17 protein-coding genes and 1 pseudogene are annotated in these 26,348 nt (G+C 36.6%); 11 read left to right on the forward strand and 7 right to left on the reverse strand.

The window, feature by feature from the left end; translation table 11 throughout:
- Position 1: 1 nt before the first annotated feature.
- Genes DPQ89_RS13735 through DPQ89_RS13750 form a run of 4 tightly spaced genes read left to right on the forward strand, consistent with a single transcriptional unit; the run spans position 2 to position 2,458 of the window.
- Positions 2-922, forward strand: a complete 921-nt coding sequence (locus tag DPQ89_RS13735; protein ID WP_127717602.1) for a hydroxymethylglutaryl-CoA lyase — start codon at positions 2-4, stop codon at positions 920-922.
- A 1-nt stretch (position 923) separates the two neighbouring features.
- Positions 924-1,733, forward strand: a complete 810-nt coding sequence (locus DPQ89_RS13740; protein ID WP_127717603.1) for an enoyl-CoA hydratase-related protein — start codon at positions 924-926, stop codon at positions 1,731-1,733.
- Between the two features lie 60 nt (positions 1,734-1,793).
- Positions 1,794-2,144, forward strand: a complete 351-nt coding sequence (locus tag DPQ89_RS13745) for a Bor/Iss family lipoprotein (protein WP_127717604.1) — start codon at positions 1,794-1,796, stop codon at positions 2,142-2,144.
- Entirely contained in the window at positions 2,141-2,458 is a 318-nt protein-coding gene (locus tag DPQ89_RS13750) for a hypothetical protein (RefSeq protein ID WP_127717605.1), read from the forward strand. The genes DPQ89_RS13745 and DPQ89_RS13750 overlap by 4 nt, the downstream gene beginning before the upstream one ends.
- Before the next feature lie 62 nt (positions 2,459-2,520).
- Here DPQ89_RS13750 and DPQ89_RS13755 read toward each other — a convergent pair whose 3' ends face one another.
- The gene (locus tag DPQ89_RS13755; protein ID WP_127717606.1) at positions 2,521-4,578 is read right to left on the reverse strand and encodes an ATP-dependent helicase; all 2,058 of its coding nucleotides are present in this window, start codon (positions 4,576-4,578) and stop codon (positions 2,521-2,523) included.
- Between the two features lie 527 nt (positions 4,579-5,105).
- Between DPQ89_RS13755 and DPQ89_RS18835 the strand changes: the two are divergent.
- The 3 genes and pseudogenes from DPQ89_RS18835 (at position 5,106) to DPQ89_RS13775 (ending at position 7,923) form a co-directional block, all read left to right on the forward strand.
- Positions 5,106-6,529: pseudogene (locus DPQ89_RS18835) on the forward strand (FumA C-terminus/TtdB family hydratase beta subunit).
- Between the two features lie 16 nt (positions 6,530-6,545).
- Positions 6,546-7,247 carry a CoA transferase subunit A gene (locus DPQ89_RS13770; protein ID WP_127717607.1) on the forward strand — a complete coding sequence of 234 codons (702 nt, stop codon included), beginning with the start codon at positions 6,546-6,548 and terminating at the stop codon, positions 7,245-7,247.
- Between the two features lie 16 nt (positions 7,248-7,263).
- Positions 7,264-7,923, forward strand: a complete 660-nt coding sequence (locus DPQ89_RS13775; RefSeq protein ID WP_127717608.1) for a CoA transferase subunit B — start codon at positions 7,264-7,266, stop codon at positions 7,921-7,923.
- A 52-nt stretch (positions 7,924-7,975) separates the two neighbouring features.
- Here DPQ89_RS13775 and DPQ89_RS13780 read toward each other — a convergent pair whose 3' ends face one another.
- A complete protein-coding gene (locus DPQ89_RS13780; protein ID WP_127717609.1) occupies positions 7,976-8,446 on the reverse strand; it encodes a hypothetical protein in 471 nt (156 codons plus the stop codon).
- Positions 8,447-8,607: 161 nt separating this feature from the next.
- Between DPQ89_RS13780 and DPQ89_RS13785 the strand changes: the two genes are divergently transcribed.
- A complete protein-coding gene (locus DPQ89_RS13785; protein WP_127717610.1) occupies positions 8,608-9,213 on the forward strand; it encodes an outer membrane beta-barrel protein in 606 nt (201 codons plus the stop codon).
- Between the two features lie 31 nt (positions 9,214-9,244).
- Here DPQ89_RS13785 and DPQ89_RS13790 read toward each other — a convergent pair whose 3' ends face one another.
- The 3 genes from DPQ89_RS13790 to DPQ89_RS13800 are packed head-to-tail and all read right to left on the reverse strand — an operon-like array spanning position 9,245 to position 15,542.
- Complete coding sequence (locus tag DPQ89_RS13790; RefSeq protein ID WP_127717611.1) at positions 9,245-9,811, reverse strand: hypothetical protein; 567 nt, start codon at positions 9,809-9,811, stop codon at positions 9,245-9,247.
- Entirely contained in the window at positions 9,811-12,210 is a 2,400-nt protein-coding gene (locus DPQ89_RS13795) for a hypothetical protein (RefSeq protein WP_127717612.1), read from the reverse strand. Before DPQ89_RS13795 ends, DPQ89_RS13790 begins: the two co-directional genes overlap by 1 nt.
- A 14-nt stretch (positions 12,211-12,224) precedes the next feature.
- The gene (locus DPQ89_RS13800) at positions 12,225-15,542 is read right to left on the reverse strand and encodes a hypothetical protein (RefSeq protein ID WP_127717613.1); all 3,318 of its coding nucleotides are present in this window, start codon (positions 15,540-15,542) and stop codon (positions 12,225-12,227) included.
- Between the two features lie 576 nt (positions 15,543-16,118).
- Between DPQ89_RS13800 and DPQ89_RS13805 the strand changes: the two genes are divergently transcribed.
- Positions 16,119-17,498, forward strand: coding sequence for a hypothetical protein (locus DPQ89_RS13805; RefSeq protein ID WP_164848424.1), 1,380 nt, complete (start codon positions 16,119-16,121; stop codon positions 17,496-17,498).
- A gap of 1 nt (position 17,499) precedes the next feature.
- Positions 17,500-18,306: an undecaprenyl-diphosphatase UppP gene (gene uppP, locus DPQ89_RS13810; RefSeq protein ID WP_127717615.1), complete on the forward strand. Its 807-nt coding sequence runs from the start codon at positions 17,500-17,502 to the stop codon at positions 18,304-18,306.
- Here uppP and DPQ89_RS13815 read toward each other — a convergent pair.
- Both DPQ89_RS13815 and DPQ89_RS13820 read right to left on the reverse strand, forming a co-directional pair.
- Complete coding sequence (locus tag DPQ89_RS13815; protein ID WP_127717616.1) at positions 18,303-23,162, reverse strand: hypothetical protein; 4,860 nt, start codon at positions 23,160-23,162, stop codon at positions 18,303-18,305. The two genes, uppP and DPQ89_RS13815, sit on opposite strands and share 4 nt — an antisense overlap.
- A 233-nt stretch (positions 23,163-23,395) precedes the next feature.
- Entirely contained in the window at positions 23,396-24,643 is a 1,248-nt protein-coding gene (locus DPQ89_RS13820; protein WP_127717617.1) for a nicotinamide-nucleotide amidohydrolase family protein, read from the reverse strand.
- Between the two features lie 85 nt (positions 24,644-24,728).
- Between DPQ89_RS13820 and DPQ89_RS13825 the strand changes: the two genes are divergently transcribed.
- Positions 24,729-26,285, forward strand: a complete 1,557-nt coding sequence (locus DPQ89_RS13825; RefSeq protein WP_127717618.1) for an NAD(P)/FAD-dependent oxidoreductase — start codon at positions 24,729-24,731, stop codon at positions 26,283-26,285.
- Positions 26,286-26,348: the final 63 nt, after the last annotated feature.

Consider the following 26,348-nt stretch of genomic DNA (forward strand, 5'->3'; position numbering starts at 1 on the left):
GATGCTAAGCAATCTGCCAAAAAGTGCACGTATTATTGAGGTTGGTCCCCGTGACGGTCTCCAAAATGAAGCAACAATCCTATCGTGGAAAGAGAAGCTTCAGTTTATTGATATGTTAGTGGCAGCGGGTCTTAAGAGTATTGAAATAACAAGTTTTGTTAGATCTAGTAAAATTCCTCAAATGGGGGACGCAAAGGAATTATTTGAAGCAGTTTCGAAGAAAGACTATTTTTCTTCGATTTCTACACCTTGTCTTGTCCCTAATATGAAAGGTATGGAAAACGCTTTGGCCTTAGGAGTAAAAGAAATTGCTATTTTTACTTCTACATCTAATACCTTTAATCAAAAGAATATAAATGCCACTATTGAAGAGTCTATTGAGAGATTTGAGCCTGTGGTAAAAGCTGCTACACAGAACGGAATAAAGATAAGAGGGTATGTATCAACTGTTTTTGGTTGTCCTTATGAGGGTGAAACTTCGATTGAGACTCTAAAGTTTTTATTAAAAAAACTTCAAGAGTTTGGGTGCTATGAAGTTTCTCTGGGCGATACCATTGGAGTTGCCAATCCCCTTCAGACTAAGAAGATTCTTGAACAGATTCAAGATGAAATCGAATTCGATAAAGTTGCGATGCACTTTCATGATACTCGAGGGATGGCCCTCGCAAATATTTTAAGCTCCCTTGAAATGGGTATAACGAATTTTGATTCTTCGGCCGGAGGATTAGGAGGTTGTCCATACGCAGTCGGTTCTTCCGGCAATGTTGCAACTGAAGATGTCGTTTATTTACTTCATAGCATGGGGATTGAAACAGGAATAGATATGAAAAAGCTCTCCCAAGCTTCTGAGTTAATTTTAGGGAAGCTCAAAAAGCAAAGCCCTTCAAAGTTCTTAAATACTTACTTGGTTTCTGGAAAATAATATGTACTCAAAAAAATATGATCATTTACTTGTCTCTAAAGAAGAGCATACTTTAGTTTTGACTCTTAATAATCCTGACCAGGCCAATGCTATTTCAATGGAGATGATTTCATCCTTGGTTGAAGTTCTTGAGTACGCTGATGAAGATGATAATATTCGCTGCATCTTACTCACTGGAGCAGGAAAGTGTTTCTGTGCTGGTGGAGATATTAAGGCGATGGAAACTAAGAGTGGTATGTTTGCTGGGCAACCAGATGAACTACGAAGAAGATATAGAAGAGGTATTCAGAAGATTCCTCGTGCTATTGAGGCCTTAAAAACTCCAATTGTCGCTTTCGTTAATGGAGCAGCTATTGGTGCTGGTTGTGACCTTGCAATGATGTGCGATATTAGGGTTGCAAGTGAGAAGGCCAAATTTGCTGAAACCTTTTCTAAGTTATCTCTTGTGCCTGGTGATGGCGGAACTTTCTTTTTGCAAAGAGTTGTTGGTTACACCAATGCCATGGAGATGTTTCTAACCGGTGATCTCTATCAAGGCGCGGATATTCTAAATATGAGGCTCGCTAATTTTGTTCGGCCACATGAATCATCATATAAATTTTCTATTGATTTATGTCATAAAATTTCCAGTAATTCGCCAATTGCACTTTCAATGACTAAGATCGCTTTAAAGTCTGGTAGAACCTCTTCTTTAAATGATCAATTAGAATTACTTAGTACTTTTCAAGGAATAACTCAAAGGACAGACGATCATTTTGAGGCAATAGCAGCTTTCAAAGAAAAAAGAGATCCTAAGTTTAAAGGGAAGTAGTTTACTTGACAGTAACTTTTTAAATCATCACAATAAGAGTAAGTTTTTAAATTGGGTTTTATGATTAAAAAGTGTCAACTATTTCTCTTTGTGATGTTGAGTTTCTTCTCTTCATGTTCGCAAATCCGTTACTCTTCGAGTAATTCTATTCCTACTTATATTTCAACTAAAGATGGTCACCACTCTAGAACTCATAAAGTTGGTCAGAAGAAATTCTATCTATGGGGTTTAGTTCCGCGTGAGCACACAGTCTATGTAGATCAAGAATTATCAGATGTTGGCGCGTTATCCGCAAGTAGAGTAGAGGTTGAGGAATTTCAGACTGGTTTAGATATTTTTTATACTTATATTACACTTGGCCTTTATAAACCTGTTCATTATCGTGTTAGTGCTTGGGGGTATAGAGAGTGAAATTCTTTGCTATACTTCTTTCTTTGCTCCTTTTCAGTTGTACACATACTATTAAAGTAAATACTAAGGGTTGTAATACAACAGGACTCTATAGCGAAACTTCTGCCAATTATCTTGTCCTTAAAAAGACTATAACTACATATGGTCTTTCACAGGACCTTTCTTTAGAAAAATTACTAGAATCTAGAAAGTTAAGTTGTAGGAAGATTAAATATATTAATTACACTTGGAAGCAAGGACCTATAGACTCTCTTGTAAGTATTCTTCCATTTGTTAATCAAAAAACGTTAGTATTAAATTATGTTTATGAATAAAGTATCCAAGGATGGAATATACTATATCTCACGATAGAAATGGCCAAGGATGGCCATTTTTTTTAGAACATCGAATCGTCATCGAGGCTGTCATGCAAGCTTGAGAAGAAATCTCTTTTGTAGTCATCAGCTTCTTCCTCTGTCATATGACCAAATGTTGTTCTATCTTGAAGGACACAGAAACCTTCTTTATCTAGCTCATTGATAAATCTTGAGATGTGTCGAGGGGCTTGCTTACCATACTGTTTTCTTTCTTTACAGTAAGTCATAACAAGCTTTTGTTGTGCTCTTGTAATACCTACATAACAGAGTCTTCTTTCTTCTGAGATATCTTCGCCATTTTTTATCGTATTCTTGTGGGGGAGTGATTCTTCTTCTACTCCAACCATATAAACTGTATGAAACTCGAGTCCTTTAGATGAGTGAAAAGTCATCATTGTGACTTCATTCTTTCTCACATCATCATCTTCTTCATCATCGTCTTTGCTATCTTGATTGTCCTGTAGGAGGAGCTTTTCTACAAAATTTTTCAATGTAGCATGGGCACCATTATATTTTACAAACCTTTCTGCGGACTCTACAAAGAAGTGCACATCGTTCTTTCTTCTTTCTACTTGCTTCGCACTATCATATTGTTTCTCAATAAATTTATAAAAATCTATATCTTCTATGAGGGTACTAATTGCCTGAGGAAGTGGAGTTGTATCGAATACTTCTTTGTACTTATTTATGATTGCTGTAAATTTCCTTATATGCTCTTCTCGATTTGGGTCTAGTGCTGGAAATTCAAAAAGGGCCTGATAGAGTGAAATACCCTCGGATTCAGATTTTTCAAGATATTTTTCGAGAGTTCTTGATCCAATTCCTCTATTTGGGATATTTAGTATTCTTCGTAATTGTAACTGGTCTCTTGGATTTAAAATTACAGTCAAGTAGGCCATGATATCTTTTACTTCTTTTTTTTCATAGAATTTCTGTCCCCCAATTATTGTATAGGGAATTTGATTCATTCTAAAAATATCTTCAAAAGGTTGAGCTTGGAGGTTAGATCTGTAAAGAATAGAAATGTCTCCTAAGTGGCCACCATTTGATTGGTATTTAGATATTTCATCTGCAATAACTTCTGCCTCATGATCGGTATCGGCCATAAGCCAAAGCAGAGGTTTAGTATTACTCTTTCTTTGAGACCAAAGGGTTTTATCTCTTCTGTTTATATTTTCTTTAATGACTTTATTTGCAAGCTCTAGAATTGGGCTGACTGATCTGTAATTTTCTTCGAGTTTAACAACGACAGCTCCAGGGTAGTTTCTTTCAAAGCTAAGAATATTGGTAATGTCAGCACCCCTGAAAGAATAGATTGCTTGATCATCATCGCCAACAACACAGAGATTATTATGTGTAGTCGTTAAGGCCATTATTAGTGAAAACTGAAGAGTGTTAGTATCTTGGTATTCATCAACCATGATATATCTAAATTGTCTTGAGTACTCTTTTGCAACCTCAGGAAACTCTTCAAAAAGCTTCACAGTTAAAAAGAGAATGTCATCAAAATCAATCGCGTTATAAAACTTCAATTTGTCTTCATAGTATTCATAGACAAATTGAATTGCATGATCGTACGGATCCTCATCATCAAAGAATTCTGAGTTAGCGAAATCATCTGCAGATATGGCCATATTTTTAAGTTTGCCAATCTTTCCCATAATAATTTTTTGGTCAAACTGTTTTCCGGCCTTAAAATTCTTCAAGGCCTCTCTTACTATAGCAATTTGATCTGAAGAGTCATAAATACTAAAATTCTTATGGTAGCCGAGTTTAGTAATTTCCTTCTTAAGGATTTTAACACCTAGCGAATGAAAGGTGGCCATGGTTAGGCCTCTTGATTTTTTCTTACCTAATAGACCAATAATACGCTCACGCATTTCTTTGGCGGCCTTATTGGTGAAACTCACTGCAAGTATTGATTTTTGGTCAATGTGTAGATTATCGACCATATGTGCGATTCTGTAAGTGATGGTTCGTGTTTTACCACTACCAGCGCCGGCCAGAATTAGAACTGGTCCTTCAATTATTTCGGCCGCTTGTCTTTGTGCAGCATTTAATCCACTTAATGAAATCATATTCGCTACAATAACGGATGAGTAGGGTATTGGCGAGGACAAAAATCAGAATATAACTAGGCATTATAATTGGTGATTGTTATAATTTCGAGCAAATATACATGAAAGAAAAAAGATATAAATCAATAATTATTAGGGATGAGGAGTCTGTTATGGCAAAGAAGAAGGCCAAGAAAACTGCAAAGAAAGCGACTAAGAAAGTAGCTAAGAAAACAGCTAAGAAAGCGACTAAGAAAGTAGCTAAGAAAACAGCTAAGAAAGCAACTAAGAAAGTGGCAAAGAAAACAGCTAAGAAAGCAACTAAGAAAGTGGCAAAGAAAACAGCTAAGAAAGCAACTAAGAAAGTGGCAAAGAAAACAGCTAAGAAAGCGACTAAGAAAGTGGCAAAGAAAACAGCTAAGAAAGCAACTAAGAAAGTGGCAAAGAAAACAGCTAAGAAAGCAACTAAGAAAGTAGTAAAGAAAGCAGTTAAAAAAGCTCCGAATACCGATAAGGTTCTCTTTGATTCTATTCTTGAATTAATAAGAATGACTTCTACTGAAATTCCAGGAGATGTTCAAAAAGTTGTTTTAGAAGCTCTTGCTCGCGAAGAGAAAAATACAACTGCTGAATATGCAATGAATATTATTAAAGCAAATATCGAACTTGCTAAAAAGAAGTCTCAACCAATTTGCCAGGATACAGGAACAATTCTATTCTTTGTTTCTCACCCTGTAGGATTCAATCAAACTAAATTTACTAAAGTTGTTAAAAATGCCGTCGTTAAGGCGACTGAGATTGGTTACCTTAGACAAAACTCTGTTGATTCTTTAACAGGTAAGAATGATTCAATGAATATTGGTCCAGGTCATCCTGATATTCACTTTCATGAACATTCAAAGAGTACTGTCGAAGTGAAGTTAATGCTAAAGGGTGGTGGATGTGAAAATGTTGGCGCACAATACTCGCTTCCAAATACTGCTCTTGAGGCCGGACGAGATCTTAATGGTGTAAGAAAAGTAATTCTTGATGCTATTGTTAAGGCACAAGGAAAAGGATGTGGGCCAGGTGTTCTTGGTGTCACTATTGGTGGTGATAGAGGAGCTGGATTTGTAAATTCTAAAGAACAGCTTCTAAGAAAATTGGACGATACAAACTCAAATGAATCTCTTGCTACTCTTGAAGCAGATATTGTGGAAACTGCTAATAAACTTGGTATTGGTCCAATGGGCTTTGGCGGAAAGACAACACTACTTGGCTGTAAAGTAGGCGCTTTAAATAGACTACCTGCGAGTTTCTTTGTTTCTGTATCCTACATGTGTTGGGCCTACAGAAGACAAGGTGTTATACTCGATAAGGCCTGTAAAATTAAATCTTGGTTGTATTAGATAAGGAATTAAATATGAAAAAATTGCAATACCCATTTAATAAAGAAGAAATAAGAGAACTTAGAGTAGGTGATATGGTTTTAATCTCAGGTAAGATTTTTACTGGAAGAGATGCTGTTCATAAGAGAATTCATGATGGAACTAAACCTCCTGTAAGTTTTGAAAATCAAATTATTTATCACTGCGGTCCTGTTGTTATTAAAGATAAAGAAACTGGAAAGTTTATTGTTAAAGCAGCTGGGCCAACAACTTCTATTCGTGAGGAACCTTACCAATGGGAAGTTATGCGTGATTACGGAATTGTAGGAGTTATTGGAAAAGGTGGAATGGGTCCAAAGACTTTAAAAGGTTGTTCTGACTATGGATGTGTTTACTTTCATGCAATTGGTGGAGCTGCACAAGTACTAGCAGAGAAGATTGACTCTGTTGACAATGTTTATTGGGAAGATCTTGGATCTCCAGAAGCAGTTTGGGAGTTATCTGTAACTGATTTTCCAGTTGTTGTGACAATGGATTCTCATGGTGGTTCTCTGCACGAAAAGGTTGAACAAAGTAGTAGCGATATTCTAAAAGGTCTTCTTTAAAAAAAAAGGATTACTAGTGAAAGGTTTAAATAAAGTTGTAACAAGTTATGATGAGGCCCTAAAAGGGCTTTCCAATGATCAACTTTTGATGGTTGGAGGATTTGGATTATGTGGTATTCCGGAAGGTCTTATTGATAAAGTTTATCAAGAAGGAGTAACTGGTCTTACTTGTATTTCTAATAATGCTGGCGTCGATGGATTTGGTCTTGGTAAGTTACTTGAGAAAAGACAGATCAAAACAATGATTGGTTCTTACGTGGGTGAGAATAAACTCTTTGAAGAACTCTACCTTAGTGGTCAGATGGAAGTTATTTTAACTCCTCAGGGAACTTTAGCAGAGAAAATTAGAGCTACTGGAGCAGGAATTCCTGGTTTCTACACAGCTACTGGTTACGGAACTCAAGTTGCTGAAGGCAAAGAGACCAAAGAGTTTAATGGTAGAATGTATGTTCTTGAAGAAGCTTATCCAAAAGCTGACTTTGCATTAGTTAAAGCATGGAAGGCCGATAGATTTGGTAATCTTATTTTTAGAAAGACTGCTCGAAACTTCAATTCTATGATCGCAACTGCAGGGAAGATTACTGTGGTTGAAGTGGAAGAAATTGTAGAAGCAGGTGAGCTTAATCCTGATGAAATTCAAGTTCCTGGAATTTACGTTGATCGCGTAATAAAAGGAAGCTTTGAAAAGAGAATTGAGCAAAGAACTATAAAACAATAATAGAGTAGGTAAAGATATGGCACTTAATAAAGATCAAATTGCTCAAAGGATAGCTCAGGAATTAAAAGATGGTTACTACGTTAATTTAGGGATTGGTATTCCTACTTTAGTAGCAAACTACGTTCCTAAGGATATAGAAATAATGCTTCAATCTGAAAATGGTCTTCTTGGTATGGGAGAGTTTCCGACAGAAGAGGAAGTTGATGCTGACCTAATAAATGCTGGTAAGCAAACAGTTACTTGCGCTAAAGGCGCTGCCTTCTTCGATTCCGCAGAGAGTTTTGCCATGATTCGTGGAGGACATGTTGACCTAACTGTTCTTGGTGCTTTCGAAGTGGATCAAAGTGGAAATATTGCTTCTTGGATGATCCCTGGAAAGCTTGTTAAAGGAATGGGCGGAGCTATGGATTTAGTTGCTGGGGCCGAAAATATTATCGTAGCGATGACCCATGCAAATAAACATGGAGTTTCTAAAATTCTTAAAAAGTGTACACTTCCTTTAACTGGTGTTCAGTGCATAAAGAAAATTGTTTCTGATCTTGCTGTTTTGGAGTTAAGAGACGGGAAGTTTCATTTACTAGAAAGAGCTCCTGGAGTAAGTGTAGAAGAAATTCAGCAAAAAACTGAAGCTGATTTAGTTGTTGAAGGTGATATACCTGAGATGACTTTTCAATAGATAAGTAGTGCTTTTTCTATCTAGTTAATAGGTAGAAAAAGCAACTTTATTTCTAATTACAATATTGTGGAAATGGATTAACTTCTAAGAGGTGAGTTGGCTCACACTGTCCTACCCATTGGTGCTCACCTGTTTGTGGATCTCCAATATATGTCGAGTAACCCATAAACCAATTTATTTCGCTCTCATTACCGTTTAGCTTAACTTCATTCATTAGTAGCTCTGGAACCTCGCCATCAACGCTGTAACACCATCCATGTGCTCTCATGACTGTATCACTGAGAATTTCCATTGAATCTATGCCTATAGGTGAGTTCATAAGCTGAGATACGCCATAGTCACTTGATAAGTGCTGTATTTGATTTTCATCGAAAACCCTTACAGAAAGCTCTCCAACATTAGTATTGACCGTATTTACTTGAGTTTTGAACACGGGCTTTTTTGAGCAAGGGCCTGTGATTGAAAATTGTGTTGCTTGTACACTACTTAGCAATAAAAATAGTGTAGTTATCTTATAGAACATTTTTTCCTTCCTTTTTACATTAGAAACAGTAACTTATACTATATGTAACGAATTTAATCGGTATGTGAATTTTTTTCAAAACTGTACTCTCAAGTACTGATTTTTGTCAAAATAGTTAGAGTCGACCCCCTGGATGGGGTTATCCAAATTAAGGAGGATATATGAGACTTTTTAAATCTGCAGGACTATTCTTAGTTCTTTTACTTTCAACACAATCTCACGCAGGGTTTTTAGTTGAGCCTTTAATTGGCTATGGCTTTGGTTCAGGTGAGTATGCTAGATCAGGTATTACGACAAGAGAATCTTCAGAAAATGGTGTTCAATTCGGAGCAAGATTAGGTTATCAAATGCTTGGACTAATGGGTGGCCTTGAATTTAGAAAATCAAGTGGTAGTTATTCTTTTGATGGACCTACTTCATTAAACTTGGCCAATCAAACAGATGCTGATTATAGCGGAACAGAGTTTGGTGCTTTTGTTGGTTATAATCTTCCAATTCTTTTAAGGGCCTATATCGGATATACATTTAGTACTAAGTGGGAATTAGACGGTAACTCTTGGAGAGGTGGAAATGGAGACGAGCTTTCAGGAAATACTACAACTCTAGGCGTAGGTTTTACTGGACTGCCTTTTGTAAGTTTAAATCTTGAATATAGAATGACTTCTTTTGATAAGTGGACTGATGTTTCAGATAATAACAATAAGATAACTGTTGATGAAACAAATAATCAAATTGTTCTTGGAGCTTCGATTCCTTTTGATTTATAACACATATTTAAGGCCAAAGAAATTTGGCCTTTTATAATTTCTTGATAAATAGTGTCTTATTTACATTCTCATGATGAGTTCTATTCCACGCCTTAATTTGCTCACCTGTCTGTGAGTCAACAAAAGCTTCAAAGCTTGTAGGTGGGTGACCTTCTTTAATAACATTAACAACAATTTTTTCAAGATGACGTGCACCTTTTTTCGATATATCGAGAAGTGATAGCTTGTGTTTTATAAGTAGTTTAGTTCCTTCTGGGTAGAACTGAAGTTTGGACTCAGCATATTTATCTTTCCATTCTTTTGAAGGTGTATTCATGATTGAATACGCTTTTTGATCCTTGTGAGTTCCTGAAACAATACGCTTGATCTCTTTTTTCTTTGCTGCTTTAGTCGCCGCTGGTGCACGTTTAACTTCTGGAAGAACCCTTGCAAGCTTTAGTTCGCTCTTTGTTGAGTTATGTTTTTCAACTTTGTTGTTCTTTTGCTCATAAGTTTGCCATGTCGTTTGAATATTCTTCATTCGAAATTGATACTTATAAGAGAAGATTAAAGCAGTTAGTGTAATCGTAAATATAGTGAAGTATTTAAATTTTTTCATTAGTCTATTATTGTAAAAGTATAGTTAATAATTACAAATGGATCAGCACCGGAGTACTTATAATCTTTTAATTCATCATCAGTAAATTCCAGTCCAGAATTTACATGAGGAGTATAAGTGTTTCCAGTTGCAGTCGTAGAAGTATTAAAGCAATCATCACAATTGGTGAAGTTTGCTCTTAATCTACAGTTAACTGTTGTTCCTGGTGGAATAGAAGGGGATACTTCTAAAAAGAAGATATTTGAAAAATTGAATTTAGTTTTTCCATTTGCATCTGTAAAGCTCTCTAACCATGTTTGTTTAGCATTGATTTTAGAATACCAAGCAACATCGGCTCCTTTTGGTGATCTGATAAGACAGTCTTTTGTGCTGCTAGCACCTCCAAGACACTCTGTTGCTTCAATCGCTCTACTTGTCATGTACTCTTCTTGTCCTACCCATACAGTTGCATCATCCTTTGTGTCTTGAAAAAAGCACACAGGCGCAGTTGTAGAGTTGTCTTGAGTCTCAACGCCACATGGAGGGTTTGTTGTAACACTTACACCACCTTGTGTTGAGCTCGGAAAATTATCTGAAAAGTTATTACATGGGGCCGTGCCATCCATATGATCCCAATCATTTGCAAGAATCCTAACTCCGGCCATTTCACTATTAGAGTTATTGTAGAGATTAATAAGAACTCCAACTAGCTCACCCGGGCTGATTAAAGAGTTACCATTATTATATTTTAGGTTATTATTTTCAAATATGGTTGGACTTAGTGTACCTTCAATTGTTCCTGACGATAAGCTTGCCGCAGCACTGTTCATATCATCAAAGCCATCAAAGATATAGGCCTTAGGCTTATTCTCTCTATTTTCAAGAAAGAGTTGATTTTTCTTAATAAGAACTGTTTTCTGTCTGTTGAGTTCATTTACTTTTTGAACTGCTTCGGCAACAAACTTACTACCATTTAGATCATAGTTTTTAAATAGTAGGAGTCCATAACTATCCAATAGGGATTCAAGATTTTGAATATTATAAGAGAGTCCGTTACAAAGTGCAGGTGTGCTACCAATAGAAGTTTTTACAAAGCGGGCAAATGTCTGAGCGAATCTTCTATAAGTAATTGGTTTATTCTTCTTTATCCATTCAAGTGAATTTGCAGCACTGTGATTAACAAAACCTGGTGCGCCCGAGTGAGTAGCGTCTAAACCTTCTGAGGATATATCTCCTAAATAGGCGAGGGTTTGAACTATCAAGTTAAACGTAAGTGATCTTGCCGCATCATTTGTATAGCTACAGCTCGATTCTACATCCTTTGTAAATGCTACTAGAAAGTGAGAGATTATTTGTCCAGCATAGTGAACATCTTCATGAATTGCGGTTGGGTTATTTGCATCGTAACCAAGAAAGGTCGGATATGATAGTCTACCTTCACTTGTTTCACTTATTCCTGGAGCATGAATTGAGTCAGACTCACTCATTGGCCTTCCTAGTTCTAGAAAACGTCCAAATGCCCATTCTCCTAAGAAAGGACGGCCATTCATATAGTAGCTAAAGTAGTCGGCAAGACCTTCATTAATAGATCTCGCTTCATCATAAGAAAAATAACCCAAGTAGGATTCTTCGAATGTACCCGCTGCATACTTTGCTCTATTTCTAAGGTTCATTGCATTAAGTACAAGAGCATGCCCAAGTTCGTGATAGAGAACTGTTGGATCATGAACAAATTTTACTTGTGTATAGATGCTATCAAAGCCAAGACAGATGATTTTATCAGCAGGGCTAAAATATGCATTATCTGGAGCATCATCACAGTGAGCATAACCAACTAGTTTTTGACTAAACCACTGATTATTATTAATGATCATATTTGAAGGAAATGAATTCTCGAAGTTTAGAAATGCAGCTGTTTCTGAAAAGTTCGTAAGGTCAGTATTATACTTCTCAAACATTGAGCGCATGTCTGAAAACATTTGTACCTGCATGAATTCATCTGAACTTGGAGTAAAGGCCCACTTTCCATCTGTTGCTTGAAACTTTGTGACAAGCTTATCCTTTGTTACCTCGAAGCATGTTGAATTTGTAAGGCCTGCACAATTGTTATATTCAAGATACTGAAGGTCTGTAATATGGTCTTGTTGAGTTCTTAAGAGAGTACTTAAGTTTACATTTTCTGATAGGGCAGTGTTGCCTGATAAAATGATAGGGTTGTCTTGTAGAACTCTACCATATCCTACATTTACACTTGCAGCAGTGTTAACTATTCCCGAGCTTCCACCACGCGTCTTCTTCCCACCACTTTGGCTTGGAACACAAGAGCTTAGAGCTATTGTTAAAACTACAAGAGCAGACTTAATAAAAGTCTGCTTAAGTATTGAAGAATGTAGAGAGTCTTTTCTCTTTATTTCATCCATGTTGCACTCACGTCCTACAGGCCAAAACCTCTTTGGCCACTAAAGTCGGCACCGCCGATTTGTTGCATTTGCTTTAAGTAATCTTCTACGCCTCTTTCACTTTCACTTGATGCTTGGCAATTAACATTCTTTGTTCTTTCACCGATTCTTTGCCATTTCGCATCGAAGCTATTGTCTTGGATACTTGCTATTGCTCTATCGATATCTCTTGTGACATCAGACTCTAGCTTTTGTTTTTTCTTCCACTCACTTTCCCAACAAGTAGAACTATCCTTTTCTAAACATTTCTCTACTGCAGCTACAAGAGCTTCGTTTTTATGGGCAGCGCAGAAGTTATCTCCGTCTTTAAACTTATCTTGTATTTCATCTAGTTCAGCTGCCATTTTAGTTGATGCCTTACTAGAAACTTCAATTTTACTAGGTTTATAGACTGCTTCTGATCCACCTTGACTAATAAAATCATTAATTGCATCAGCTTTTTCTTTCAAAGTACTCGCAGAGCTTGCGAAAGACTTACAAAAGGCCTTTACTTTATTTTCATCTGAGCTACAGGCAGTAGTGATCCCTGTGAAAGACTTATTAATTTCTTTTTCAGGGTATTTCCCTTCAATAATTTCCTTTACACGTTCTTTGTAATCATCTGCTTTCATATTGTCGTATTCGTCATTTCTGTAGGCTGCAGAGATATTCTCAATACGCTCTTTAAAATCCTCATCCATTCCTTTTATATCTTCTAGATGGTCTTCGTCTCCAGACTTGATATATTTGGAAATCTTTGTCTTATGCTTTGTAAGGTTTTCTGGTAACCCTTCTAGACCCATTTTTAATAGAGCCTTTTGAATTCCTGCTTTTGACTTGGCCTTCTTACAAACTGAAGCAATTGCTGATGGACGGGCCTTATCTTCATCATCATCGTCATCTTCTGTTCCTTTCTCACTCTCATTATTAAATTGAGCACAAGCATTTCTATACTCTGATAGGGCCATTTCGTGTTCAGCAGATATTCCACTTACAACGCCAGACATATCTTCGTATAGCGATTGAGCAGAGTAGTCTGAGCTATCGTCACAACCAGCTAGTGGGTTTGAGTTTCCTAGTTGTCCATACTTATTACAGAAGTCTCCAATGCCTTGTTGATACTTGGCCTGTTCTTCTTGCATCTTTGCATTTCCAGCAGCAACATCAGCTCTGAATTTCTGTGCAGCTGCATAACATTCATTAGATAGTTGATCCCACTTTTGTTTTTGGGTCTCCATCGCTGCTCTTTGTTCATTAATATAGTCAGTGATAACACCTTCTATTTTTCCAGATTGTTCTTCTAGGTTTAATTTCAGTTTTCCAATCTGCTCAGGTAGGTCTTTCATGAAGTCTAAGCTTCCACCTCCAGCTAACTCAACACCAAAGTCACTTGCTGACTTTTCAGGCATTTTAATAAACATTCCTTCTGGTAGGTTATAGTTAGCACCTGGAAAGTACTTTGCTAGATATTCTGAATCTGCAAGTACTTGCGCTTTTACTTGAGCAAGGTAAGCTTCTTCTCTAGCTACAAGTGCAGCAACATTCTTATTATAAGTAGCTTGTTTGGATTTTATATCCATTTTCTTCTTAGTTACTAGAGCATCTGCTTTTTGAAAACATTGTTGAACTTTTGCAGAACAACTTGTTGCATGCTTCATACAAAATGCATCAGAATCTTGATTGAATACATCAGTAGTAGAACATGTTGCTGGCTTTTCTGATCTTCCTGAACAACTTACAACTGCATCATAGATTTTATTTCCAATTTGTGAAGCAAATGTTGATTCAAGTGTCTTTAGGTCATTTAAGTATTGCTTTGCTCTTTTAATTTTCTTTTGTTGTGAAACACCCTTTGCTCCAGATGTTGAGAATGTGTCATCTTGTGTGTACTTTTGACCACAAGATGCAACAGTGTTCTTATAAAGTTCATAAGTTGAACTTCTAACAGTTTCAGAACCACTATTCTTGTAAGTAATAGTAATATCACTTCCTTTAAATCTTTCGTCCAGTTGTTGAATCTGTGCCATCTTATCTTCAATAAAAGCATCAGAGTTAAGGATGTTTTGTAGAGCTGCTTTATAATTTTTTAAAGCTATATTTCCACCACCTCTTGTTCCTGATGTTAAAGAAGATAGAATTTGATCAGTAGAAATCGCTACTCCTTGATCGGCCATTGTTACACAATCATTGATATACTTCTTTTTAAAGAAGTCATCAGCTCCTTTAGTAAACTCAGCAAAATCAACACCAAAGTTCTTATCCATTGGAGGGATTTCATAGCTTGGATCAATTTTCTTTAATTCAGATTGAATAGTCTTTAGCTTTGAATCAAATCTGTTAATCTCTGTTGTTACTATGCTGATTGCTGGCTTATTTACACCCATTCTCGCTAGGTCTTGTCCATTGATAGAACCATCACCTTTACCAACATCTGCTAACCATTGCTGTATACCTTGAGACTTAATTTGACTCTTTACTTTTTGGATCTGCTTATTAAGATCACCTTCGATAGTACTTTGATTAAGTGAATAGTTTACTGCAGTTTTATTCTTAGTATTTAAACCAATCTTTATTCCATTTAGACCTACAGTTGCTGCTTTACTTATATTGTCCTGACCAATGATATTTTGGCAATTTGTATCAAAGTACTTCGAGAAGTCTCTAGTTATTGCATCCATATCATTAGTAGCGTTTTGACCTGAGTTACCAAATAATTCAACATGATCATTTTTCATATCTGTTAGTAACTTCTTATTCTTCTCTTTAAATAATTGGGCCTCTTTTTCAATTTTATCTTTTAAACCTTGTAGAGAATTCATTCTATCTTGAAGACTCTTAACCATTCCTTTCTTAGCGTTATCTAAACACTGAAGTCCAACAGGGTAGGCAGAGTTTTGTGCAGGAGATAGGAGTTGCTCATACATGTCTGCATAACCTGCCCCTAAATTTGACATTTGTTCAATACCTGAAAGTGCAGCTGGAGAAGAAACTCCTGTGCTACAAGCTCTTTTAGGAAATGCTCCACGCGCTTGTGAAATTTTACAGTGCGGGAAGAACTTTGAAGGGATTGTTTGTGGTTGCAGTGCTGACATCATAGCAGCTTGTTGAGCTTGCATTTGAGATTGTTGCATTGATTGTTGCATCATTTGCATTGTTGTATCGAAAACTTTATCTATGCTGTCTACAACAGATCCTTTTTCAACGGCGATCGCAGAAGTCGAATAGACTAAACTTAATATAGAAACTGAAGCAGAAATTCTTCTTATAAGACTTTTCTCACTCTTTTTTAATTTTGTTTCTTTACTCGTTTTCATTTACTTTCCCTTTTCAAATATCTGATATTCAAACAATCCATCAGTTACTTATCGTCCAATTGAGTGAAATAATTAAGTTTACATTTACTATTTTAAGCCTCTTTGATGCTGTGCCCAAGATATAATATTATATGAGCATAAAACTTGGCTTTATGGCCAAAACCTGTAGAATTATACTCGTAATATTAATAACTTCGAATGCCCTCAAGAAATGTTAGTGATTAAAGATGGTTTTTAGAAATTGCCAATTTTTAGTGTAATTTTAATCATTTTTAAATAATTTTAACAACTTAGAGTATTTTATATTATATAAGGTAAGTATTTGATTCTATGAGAGTCTTGATAATTCGCTTGATTACATGGTTTTGTGATTTCTTAATCGCCCTTGTGGCCTTTAATTATCTGCTGTCGTTCTCTATATTCTCTCATGAATTTGACTCTCTTTCTTTCAAACTCAATGGATTTGGACTCTCAGAGCTGGCTTCCAACCACATAAGCAGCTTCATTTTTACTTTTTGTATAAATATAATTCTTAGATTTCACTGGACGGTCATTTTTGGGAGATCACTTTCTCAAATGATTTTTCAGTTCAAAAATGATTCTTCCTTTTTGTGGGCAAGACTTGGAGGAGGGCTCAGGTGCCTTTTAGAGTTTCTCGTTCCACTTAGTTTAACGGATCCATTTCTTCTCATTAAAACAAAGTACACTTTTAAAGAAAAGTTTAGTGCAACTAAATTAGTATTAAGAGATAATTTTCTTCAGGTATTTGGATTTTTCGTCTTTCTTCCAAGTTGTTTAGTTCTTGCAATGAGTTCACCTTTATTTCAACATCTAACATTTATTGATGGAATTAAATTAAGCTTTTCTAGCGAGAAACTTGAAGTTCTTGATAACCGCTCGGACTTTTCAAGTTTTAAGCACTATTCAAGTGAGTCGTTCAAGATGAGCTCTTTTAGCTCAATAAACTCTTCTAAGTTAAAGTTGATTCCTTCTTTTGAAATAACCAGAGAAATGAGTAAGAAGAGAATAAGACCATACTTGATAGTTCATGATTCAGAAAGACAAGTATTTGGAGAAATTAAGCTAAAGAGAAGATTTTCAATCAGAAAGTTGATTGAGATCATGGCAAAACACGATCCGCTTTTTAGTATTTTCTACCCTGAACTTTATAAAGTTCTAAAAAGGCCTACTGATCATTATTCAATTAAAAAATATAAAGATAAGTTTGGAGATAAGAAACTATTGAACCCTTTAGCTCGAAATGAGCTACAAGACTTAATCCAATCTTCTTATGAGCTCTCTTATAAGAATCTCTTTTCTCATCTCTTTAGTAAAGGTCCATTCTTATCAGGACATGTTAGAGTTAGAAATTATCTCTCCAAGCTAGTGGATAGTGATGTTGAATCTGTAGTCGATTTAGTAAAGTTAGGAAATTATACATTTCTACGTTTTAAACAGAGCTTTAAATCTCTTGAAAGGGGAGTTAGTGAAACCTATATCCCTATTGAGACTTTAAATAGTGCAGTTATTCAAATGAGTTGGGGTTCAACGAGAAAGGATGCTTTTGCAAGAAACGACTTTAAAGAAAAGTTCCTAAACTCTACTAAGTGGTTCTTTGATTATAAAGGGGTGTTTACTCAGCCTAGCGAGTTTTCAGACTTCAATGCTTTCACAATCATGGACTTCTTCACACTAAATAATCAAAGTGATAATTTTGTACTCTCTCTTCAAAAGTATAGCTTTGGTCATTTCTTTGATCTAGGAAAACTAGCTCTCAAGAATAATGATGAGAATCTAAAAAACTCTGTTATTGCAAGCTGTAATAGAATCTTATTATTAATGTCTTATAAGAAGCATTCAGCGTCTCTTAAAGAAAGTAATGCTAAGTTTATTAGAATGATTAGTGATTTAAAAAGTGCGATAATTAATAATAATAGAGAATTTTTCGAGAACTAATATGAATTTCTTTGATGCAACAATTTACGGAATTATTCAAGGTTTAACTGAGTTTTTACCTGTATCTAGTAGTGGTCATCTGGCCTTGTTGCCTCATCTTTTAACTATTGAAGATCCAGGAGTTGCCTTTGATCTGGCGATGCACTTAGGAACAGCTCTGGCGATTATATTATACTTCTATAGAGACATTATCATTTTGCTAAGAGATAGCTTTCAGTTATTGAATTTCAAGCGTCAACTAACTGATGGTCATCGTAGTGCTTTCTACATGATTTTGGCAACAATAGCGACTGGGGTAGTTGCAATAACTTTAAAAGACTTTGCCCAAGACTATGGTAGAAATAGCACATTTATCGCAATTAATTTATTTCTCTTTGGCGCTTTAATGTGGGCATCTGATTCACTATGCAAGCAATCTCAAGAGGTAGTATTAAAGCAAAAAGGACAGGCAAAGAAGGCAATTCTAATAGGTCTTTTACAGTCGGTGGCCTTATTCCCTGGAGTCTCAAGATCTGGGATCACTTTAACAACTGCTCGTTTTATGGGAATCTCTAGAGAGGAAGCCTCTAAATTTTCTTTTCTATTGTCACTTCCTCTAATTATTGGAGGAGCAATTTTAAAATTGCCTAAAGCATTTTCTGAGCAAGCTAGTTTCGATGTAGGGACATGTCTTTTTGGTGTGTTTGTTAGCTTTATTGTTGGACTATTAACAATTCATTTTTTCTTAAAATTTATAAAGAGAATTGGTCTTGTGCCTTTTGCCCTTTATAGGTTTGCTATTGCAATTATCATTTTACTAGTTCTTTAGTTTTGTCCACAATCGAAAACTTGTAGAACATCACCACTTGCCTGAGCAAGCTCTGGTGGAATACAGTAAACCTGAGTATTCCAATGAAGGCCTTCATTGAATATATCTACTTTACCATTAAAGTTGTTAGATTGATCATTACCATCAATGAACCTTTTCACTTGCATATCATTAGCCTCATGTCCTGGAACCTTTAAGTCAGTATGCGCTATCCCGTAACCTACGTATCCTGAGGCACACGCTCTCTTAGTACAAGCAAGCTGTTGAACAGTAACTCTACTTTTAATATAACCTGTTTCTTCATCAATGAGTGCAGGAGCTAAGTCTTTAGCTTCAGAAGATACATAACGGTTAAAGTAAACTGATAGGTTAGTGTAGTTCTTCAGTGCACATTGGTTGTTATCAGGGTTGATGTAACCTGAACAGCACATAGTAGGATCATCAGTTGCAAGCATCTGTGTTCCCACTGGCTGACAACAAGTAAATTCATCTTCAGAGAAGACTTTCTTCTTTAGTATGTCGGCGCCAGCGATTTCAACATCAGCAGCAGAGAAGTAATCTACAGCAGCTTTATTGTACTCTGGATTAGCAGCTGGATTAAAGTATCCTGCTATATCAATTGCCGATCCGTCTTGGCTTCTATTTGTAGGGTTAACCATACACTTTCTTGCTTCTTCAATTGCGACTTGTGGAATTCCTGTCAATTCAAACTTAGATAACCATTCCAGTGTTAAATTAGCTTCAGATTCAGGAATTGATCTCATAAAACAATCTGGGTGATCAGGTCCTTCTCCGTCTGCATTAGGGCAAGTAAAAGTCGTAGTACTTCCACCTGGTACCCAGTTGAGGCATTGAAATTTTGTGACATCAACAGATTGGAGTTTCGTAGGGTCCCAATTATTAGTTCCGTCATTAAAGTTTCTTACCCAGTTCTTTGAGCAACAGGTATTTTCAGCGATCGTATTGATCGTATTATATTGCTTAAGTAGAGTGCTTATTGGGTCGGCAGCAGCATTGATTTCATTAACTACAATTGCCGGATATGTCGTACTATCTTTATACATTTTATAATGTGCAGGTGCGATTGCTGTGTATCTTCTGGAGTCACTTATTCCAATGTCGACACCAGGAATTGAAGAATTATCTGGAGTAGTGTTGTCACCCTTAACTTCATTCTTAATACTAATGACATTTCCTAGCTCTCTACAGCAGCGATTATTTCTTGGATCATATTCTGGGTCAGATTTTGAAACTTCTTGTGAACAAACAAGTGGTCTTTGCCAGAACTCCATTTCAAAATTTTGAATAGAGCCTATTGAAGAAATTGATCTTGCTTTTGATGCGATATAAGGATTTGCCGCACATTCAAAATTAGAAAAACAGCTTGCACCTGGCGCTCTTAAGCATCTATTTGCTTGTAGTTTCTTTGTGGACACATATTCAAACTCAAAGTCCGCTAGAATATCTATCTGAGAATCCATAACCTGTAAAAGGTTCGTTGAAACATTCTGAGTCGCTGCTAGGTGATAGGTCTCAGCATCAGTTGTAGACACACCATTTGTTATAGACGTTTGAGTATTGTGAATATAATTACCAGACTCATCCATCACTGGACAGGAACTTAAGTAATAAAGACTTGGGCCAACTCCCGAATCTGTCACACCTATACCATTCACTTTATCAGCATTAGGTGCTCCAGGGTCTCTAGCATTAAGTGTCGTGTAGCTTGCACCTGTTGCCTCTTTACCAGGAATACAAATCGCATCAACTTTCATATCCGAAACCGAAGTGCTGAATGCTGTTAGTACATCATTTGGTATCTCATCAGTTCCATCGTAGTTATATGGTCTGCCTAGGCTTTTTGCGGAGTAACCAAAAGTATCTTCATCATCTTCAGTTAATGTTCCATTTGCAATGAGAGTCTTAATAGACTTAGCATATCTTGAGATTTTAGTGTTGAACTTAGCTGGTTTAGTTATCTCATTAAACGGCTGACAATAAGTATTAGCAGAACATGTGAAGAGCTTTTTATCATTTGTCTTATTGTAGCTATCTGTAGCAGAGAAGTCTGAGCTAATATCAGGAAGACATGCAGCACCTCTTCCTCTGTAGACACATCTTTTGCTTGGTCCACTTGTTGTTCCATTCATTGATATAAGTCTTAAGAATGTATTTTGACCAGGAATCTCTTTTGCATTTTGATCAAAAACTGGCCATGCAGATTGAAGACTAGCGACACTTGTACAAGTGTACTCCCAGCCTAAAGTCGCAGCGCAATCATTATCTGTATCACAAGCATGATATTTCTGGCATTCTGCTCCATCACTTTCATAGTCTGTCGTAACAAAGGCCCCTGAGTTAGGAGTTGTCGAAGACTCATTAACGTCTATTGAAAATGTACTATCAATTGATTGGTCAGCATAGTAGGCGTTTACGGCCAAGAATAGTCTTGTCGTCGTTGCTGTAATTCTTCTTTGATTACCGATTGAAAACCACTTAACACCATCAAAAGAGCCAATAACTGATCCGTAGTCAAAGCCAAACCAATCTCTTTGATAACCATTTGCAAAGTAGAAGTGTTGAGCAGCTTGTCTGTTCATTCTCTGAACTTGTCTATCAGCATCTACAGTATGAGAGTTAGGAATCATTGTTGCTGGAACAAAGCACGCTCTACCGTATAGTAAGTCGTGAGACCTCATTTCTGAAGTTGTTTCATCAGTTTGTGAAGGATGAGGGAAGTAGCCTCCTCCTTTAAAAATAAAGTTACTTGGGAATATCTTAGCAAGGTTGCTAAAGTAGTCAGTTCCACAATAGAAACAACTTGAAAATGTTCCAGAGTTAACAAAGATATCGTATGACTTTCCTTTTTTTACGATTACTTGTTTTGCGGCAGAAGCTCCAATTGCACTTCCGCTTATACTTCCATAGATTTCGTTAAATCCAACGTGAGATGACACATTATTAGGTTTAGAGAAATCGTTATTAGTATATGAAAATGGAAGACCCTCTTGCGTTGGAGTATCTAGACTTACATCAGTGTGTTCAAGTCCTGCATCCTGATCAAAGTATCTAACAGGAACGGTTTTTGAATCGAGAAGAACATTCTGTTGAAGAGGCGCTTCTGGCACATCTGGTTGAGGATAACTACAAACATAGTCTTTAATATACGTTTTAGCATCATCATAAACAGGAGATAGTGAACAGCTTAAGTCTGCGCATTCACACATGGTCGCAATTTCTTGTTGAGCAACTAGCTTTGTTTGAAGAACTGGAACTGAGTCTAGATCAACATAGAAAGTAATTTTAATTTTTTGAGTATCAAATATTTGAAAGTTATTTGAAAAAGTTATAAATGATGGACTTGAACTAGTTAAGCTCCAGTCACTTCCGTTTAGAACTATTGCATCATCAACAGTAACACTAACTGTTCTATTTGCGTCTGAATAGTAAGGTAGATTAAATACCTGTGAGGCAGGGTAGTGGTCAGTTGCTTTTCCAAGGTTTTGACCTTGTACGTAGTACTTATCACATTTGGCCAAGCTTGTTCCTACCTTTACACAAGAGCCGTCAATTTTATACTTAATTTTAAGTGTGTCTATAACTGAAGCCGCTCCAACATTTAAATTCACCTGTTGTGGATCGGTTAAAGTATCGTTACCTGATAAGTCGCCTGATGGACCGATTGTAATATCGTTCTTTATAAAAGCACCATCTTTATAGTAGTACTGATCATTATAAACAATTTCATGGATTGAGTGATTTGGGATTGAAGCTGTTCCTGCATAGAATGTATTAAAGTTTCTATCATCTACTTCTGTATAAAAAGTTGGTCCTTGAGAAAAAGCATTCTCAATAGTTTTAGTACAGTAACTTACTTCACCATCTTGTGGTGTTGTACATTCATATAGCTGAGTAAGTCTCTCTAGCCTTTGAGCAGCAGTTAAGTTTGGATCAGTTATAACTGGAACTGTTGGCTCTGGAGATATATCAATTGGGCAGAGATTAAAAAATTGCGGGTATGAGCTGTATAGACTTGGATCTAGTCCTACAGCAATTAAGGCCGCTTGAAATTCAGATGAAGTTGTATCAATCCCTTGAATCTGAGATTTATCATTAACACATTGGCCTTGAACACAGCAGTCGAAACCTTGAGGTGCACACTCTGCAGAGCTAGTGCAAAGCAGGTTCGGGTTAGATGGATTACTGACAGTGTTTGAAAGATTTAATTTTAACTGACCGACGCCAACATCACTAATTATGTTTCCAGAATCAGAGAATAGGTCAGTGTTGGCACTTTGAAATAGGCCTGAACTACAAGTTGGACAGGTTTCTGCAAGTGAGTAGACTACATTGTATAAAGGATTAATCGTTGAATGAGTCGCTAGAACACCTGGAGTTTGACAAAAAGTTTGGTTCTTTGTCTTATCACCTGGAGATATGAGGTAATAGTACTCTTGCGTGTTAGTTGCGAAGTTATAAAAGAATTGTGGAATTGCAGCAGCAACTAAGTAAGTATTTACGCCCGAATCAAATCTAAAGCTAATACATTTGTTAGAGGTTTTATTTGAGCTCTTAATATAGTAGTCAACTTGCTCTCCTCTTAGGTAGAACTTATCGTTAAAAGATACAGGAAGAGTTAGGCCAGTTGTCGATTGCGTAGAGCCTTCTTGGAAAAAGTTATTTGAAGTTGAAAAATCAGGAGTCGTTGGTTCGTTAGATGAACCACCACTAGTAGAGCTTGAAGAGTTTGATTGCCTCTTATTGCTACTTCCTTGTTCAACGCAAGAACTCACAAGAGCTAAGATACTCATGATGATTACTGCATTAATAAATTTCCAAATTCCGTTTTGTTTCATTTTTTAATTAATCCTACGACTTAGCTTATCGGCATTTTTGAGACAAGCTGAAGGTATTGCCGCTAAATCTATCCTTATAGGCAAGTTTTTTACTTATTTTAAATGAAGTTCGAGTAACGAAAGAATATGAATTTTAAGATCGAATTATTAGCGACTTAGAAGCGTTGAGCAATGTCCTTATGCCCTAGAATCTGGGCGAAAATATAAACAAATTCAAGTAAAATGCTCGGGTACTAGTGTTTCATTATGAGTTCAAGAAGCTTGAATAATCCAGCTCTAGAAAATCTCTCTTTAAGCGAAGTGCGATTTCCCCTAAAATTTAACACTTCTGATGAAGACTCTTTTTCACAACTCCAACCAATTCCGACTGTACCAACTGGTTTTTGTTCACTTCCACCGGTTGGGCCGGCGATACCTGTAAAAGAAATCGCTAAGTCTGTTGCTAAGGCCTTACGCGCGCCAATTGCCATTTCTAAGGCGCACTGTTCACTCACAGCACCATGATCAATAAGAGTTTGTCTCTTGACCCCTAGAATATTTTCTTTAACTTCATTGGCATAACTTACAATTGCACCATTAAATATTGAAGAGCTTCCGCTAATATCAGTTATTTTTGATGAAGTGAGACCACCGGTACAAGACTCTGCAAATCCTACTGTTAAGTTCTTCTCTCTACAAAGGGTTACTATATATTCAGCAAGTTCTAGATTTCCATACTGCCATACATATTGAGCAAGTGCAGATTCTTCAATCAGTTTTTTAGCATCACTTGATTTCTTTTCAAACTTTGATTGCTCAATATAGAGAACAATATCTACCCCTAGTAGATGAGGAAGAGAGCTGACTTTGGCGATAGAGCTTAGCTGATCCCACAAGTTAGGACAAACTTCTTTAAATATTCTTTCCTCAGGTATTCCCTTTGTTCGTATAGCGAAGAGTTGAGTCGGATGGAAGTCATCACTAGAGAAGTGATCCTTAATCATTGGTAAGAAAATATTTTCTACCATTGATTGAAATTCTCTCGGAACACCTGGTGCACTAAATAATGCCTTTCCATTTTGAAAGAAACTTAGCCCTGGGGCAAAGCCATTTAAGTTATCTGTGAGTTTAAAGTCTTTTGGATAGTAGTGATAATCATTTAGTTCTGGTGTCCACTGTCTATCGAATTTTTCATATAGCTTAGTAATTAAATTCGTTGATTCTTGATCACTGATAAGTTCTTTATCAAAGAATTTGGCGAGTACATTCTTAGTAATATCGTCCCTTGTTGGTCCAAGTCCACCACTGGTAAAGACAATGTCACAGCTTTGCATACAGCTTGAAAGAGCATGATGAATTTCCTTCTCACTATCATGGACGATGATAATTTTATTGAGCTCAATTCCTACTTTTGTAAGATAATCGGCCAACCAATATCCATTTAAGTCTTGTGTTCGGCCTGTAAGGATCTCGTCGCCGATTATAATGAGTGCTGCTAACATAGTTAAACCTTCATAAATGAGTAAAATTCACTATAAATTATACCCTTAGGCCGACATTGTGAAAAGAATTTGCTAACTTATTATCATGTCTCAAATTGTACAATTTGTTCTCGACTTTGAAGAGGACGTCGAAAAATACCTAAATTCTACTTATCCTAAAATGGATGATTATAGAATTCTCAATAAGGCCCTTGATGCTAGAGGGTCTAATCGTGGGAAAAGACCTCGTATAACCTACAGAGTTGAGATTATTGCTCTTGGTGAGAAATTCTCTGGTGAAAAGGAGAGTTTTAAAGAACTAGGACAACTTAAGGCCAAACCTATTATTATAGGAGCTGGACCTGGTGGACTATTCTGTGCTCTTAGGCTTGCTGAATATGGTGTTGCTTCAATAGTTATTGAAAGAGGCGAAAGAGCTCATAAGAGAATGAAACATATCGCAAGGTTTTGGAGATATGGAGAGTTTAATACTGAAAATAATGTCTGTTACGGAGAAGGTGGGGCAGGTCTTTTTAGTGATGGAAAATTAATCACAAGGGTTAAGTCTGCGTACGTTCAATATGTCATGAATAGGCTTGTTGATTTTGGCGCACCGGCCGAGACGGCCTATGTCTCAAATCCTCACTTAGGATCAAATAAGATTAGAATGTTGATCAATAAAATAAGTGACTTTCTCTTAGAGAAGAATTGTGAAATTCTCTACAACACTAGGGTAGAAGAGCTTATTTACAAAGAAAGAAATGTTGTTGGGGTCAGGCTAAGTGACGGAAGAGAAATCTATTCGGATCATATTATATTAGCAACAGGTCACTCTGCTAAAGAGATCTATTCTCACTTAAATGATAATGAAGTCGCCATGAAAGCAAAAGACTTTGCTGTAGGTGTACGAATTGAACACCCAAGAGAGCTTATCGATCAAATTCAATATGGTAAATTTGCAGGGAGCTACCTTGGAGCTGCTAGATATAGATTAAGCTACGAAAATAAATCCACTCAAAAGGGTACTTATAGTTTTTGTATGTGTCCTGGTGGATACGTTCTATCTTCTGGAACAGAGGCCGAGGGGATCGTCGTAAATGGTATGAGTAATTATGCTAGAAACTCTAGATGGTCTAATTCCGCTCTTGTCGTTTCAGTTAAAGCATCTGTGGACTTTTCAACTGATGACGTGCTCAATGGATTAAAGTTTCAACACAAAATAGAGAATAAGGCCTACGAAGTTTCTAAAACATTGGCATCGGGAAAAGAGCTACCTTCTCAAACGTTGAAAGACTTTTTAGATGGAACAGTCGGCAAGTCAGTGATGCCTAAAACTTCAACTCCTTCTGGAATTGTTGAGGCCCAGTTAACAGATATTCTTCCAGAGTTTATTTCTAATCATCTTAAGGATGCTCTTGTGCAGTTTGACCGCAGAATGGATGGCTTTGTTTCTAAGAAAGCTCTATTGCTAGCTCCTGAGACCAGAACCTCTGCTCCTATAACGATCCTAAGAGATCGCGAGACTCTGGAGTCTACATCTCATAAAGGGCTGTATCCATGCGGCGAAGGTGCTGGCCATGCTGGTGGAATTACTTCCGCGGCAGTAGATGGTGTTAAGATCGCTATGTCGATTCTTAAACAAGAAAAAGGCCTCGAAAGCTAGTATTTTACAGTGTAAATTCTCTATTCTTTATTGTCGCACCTTGCGTCATTTGCTACTTTGACC

It is taken from the genome of Halobacteriovorax sp. HLS (assembly GCF_004006665.1).
Classification (GTDB): Bacteria; Bdellovibrionota; Bacteriovoracia; order Bacteriovoracales; family Bacteriovoracaceae; genus Halobacteriovorax.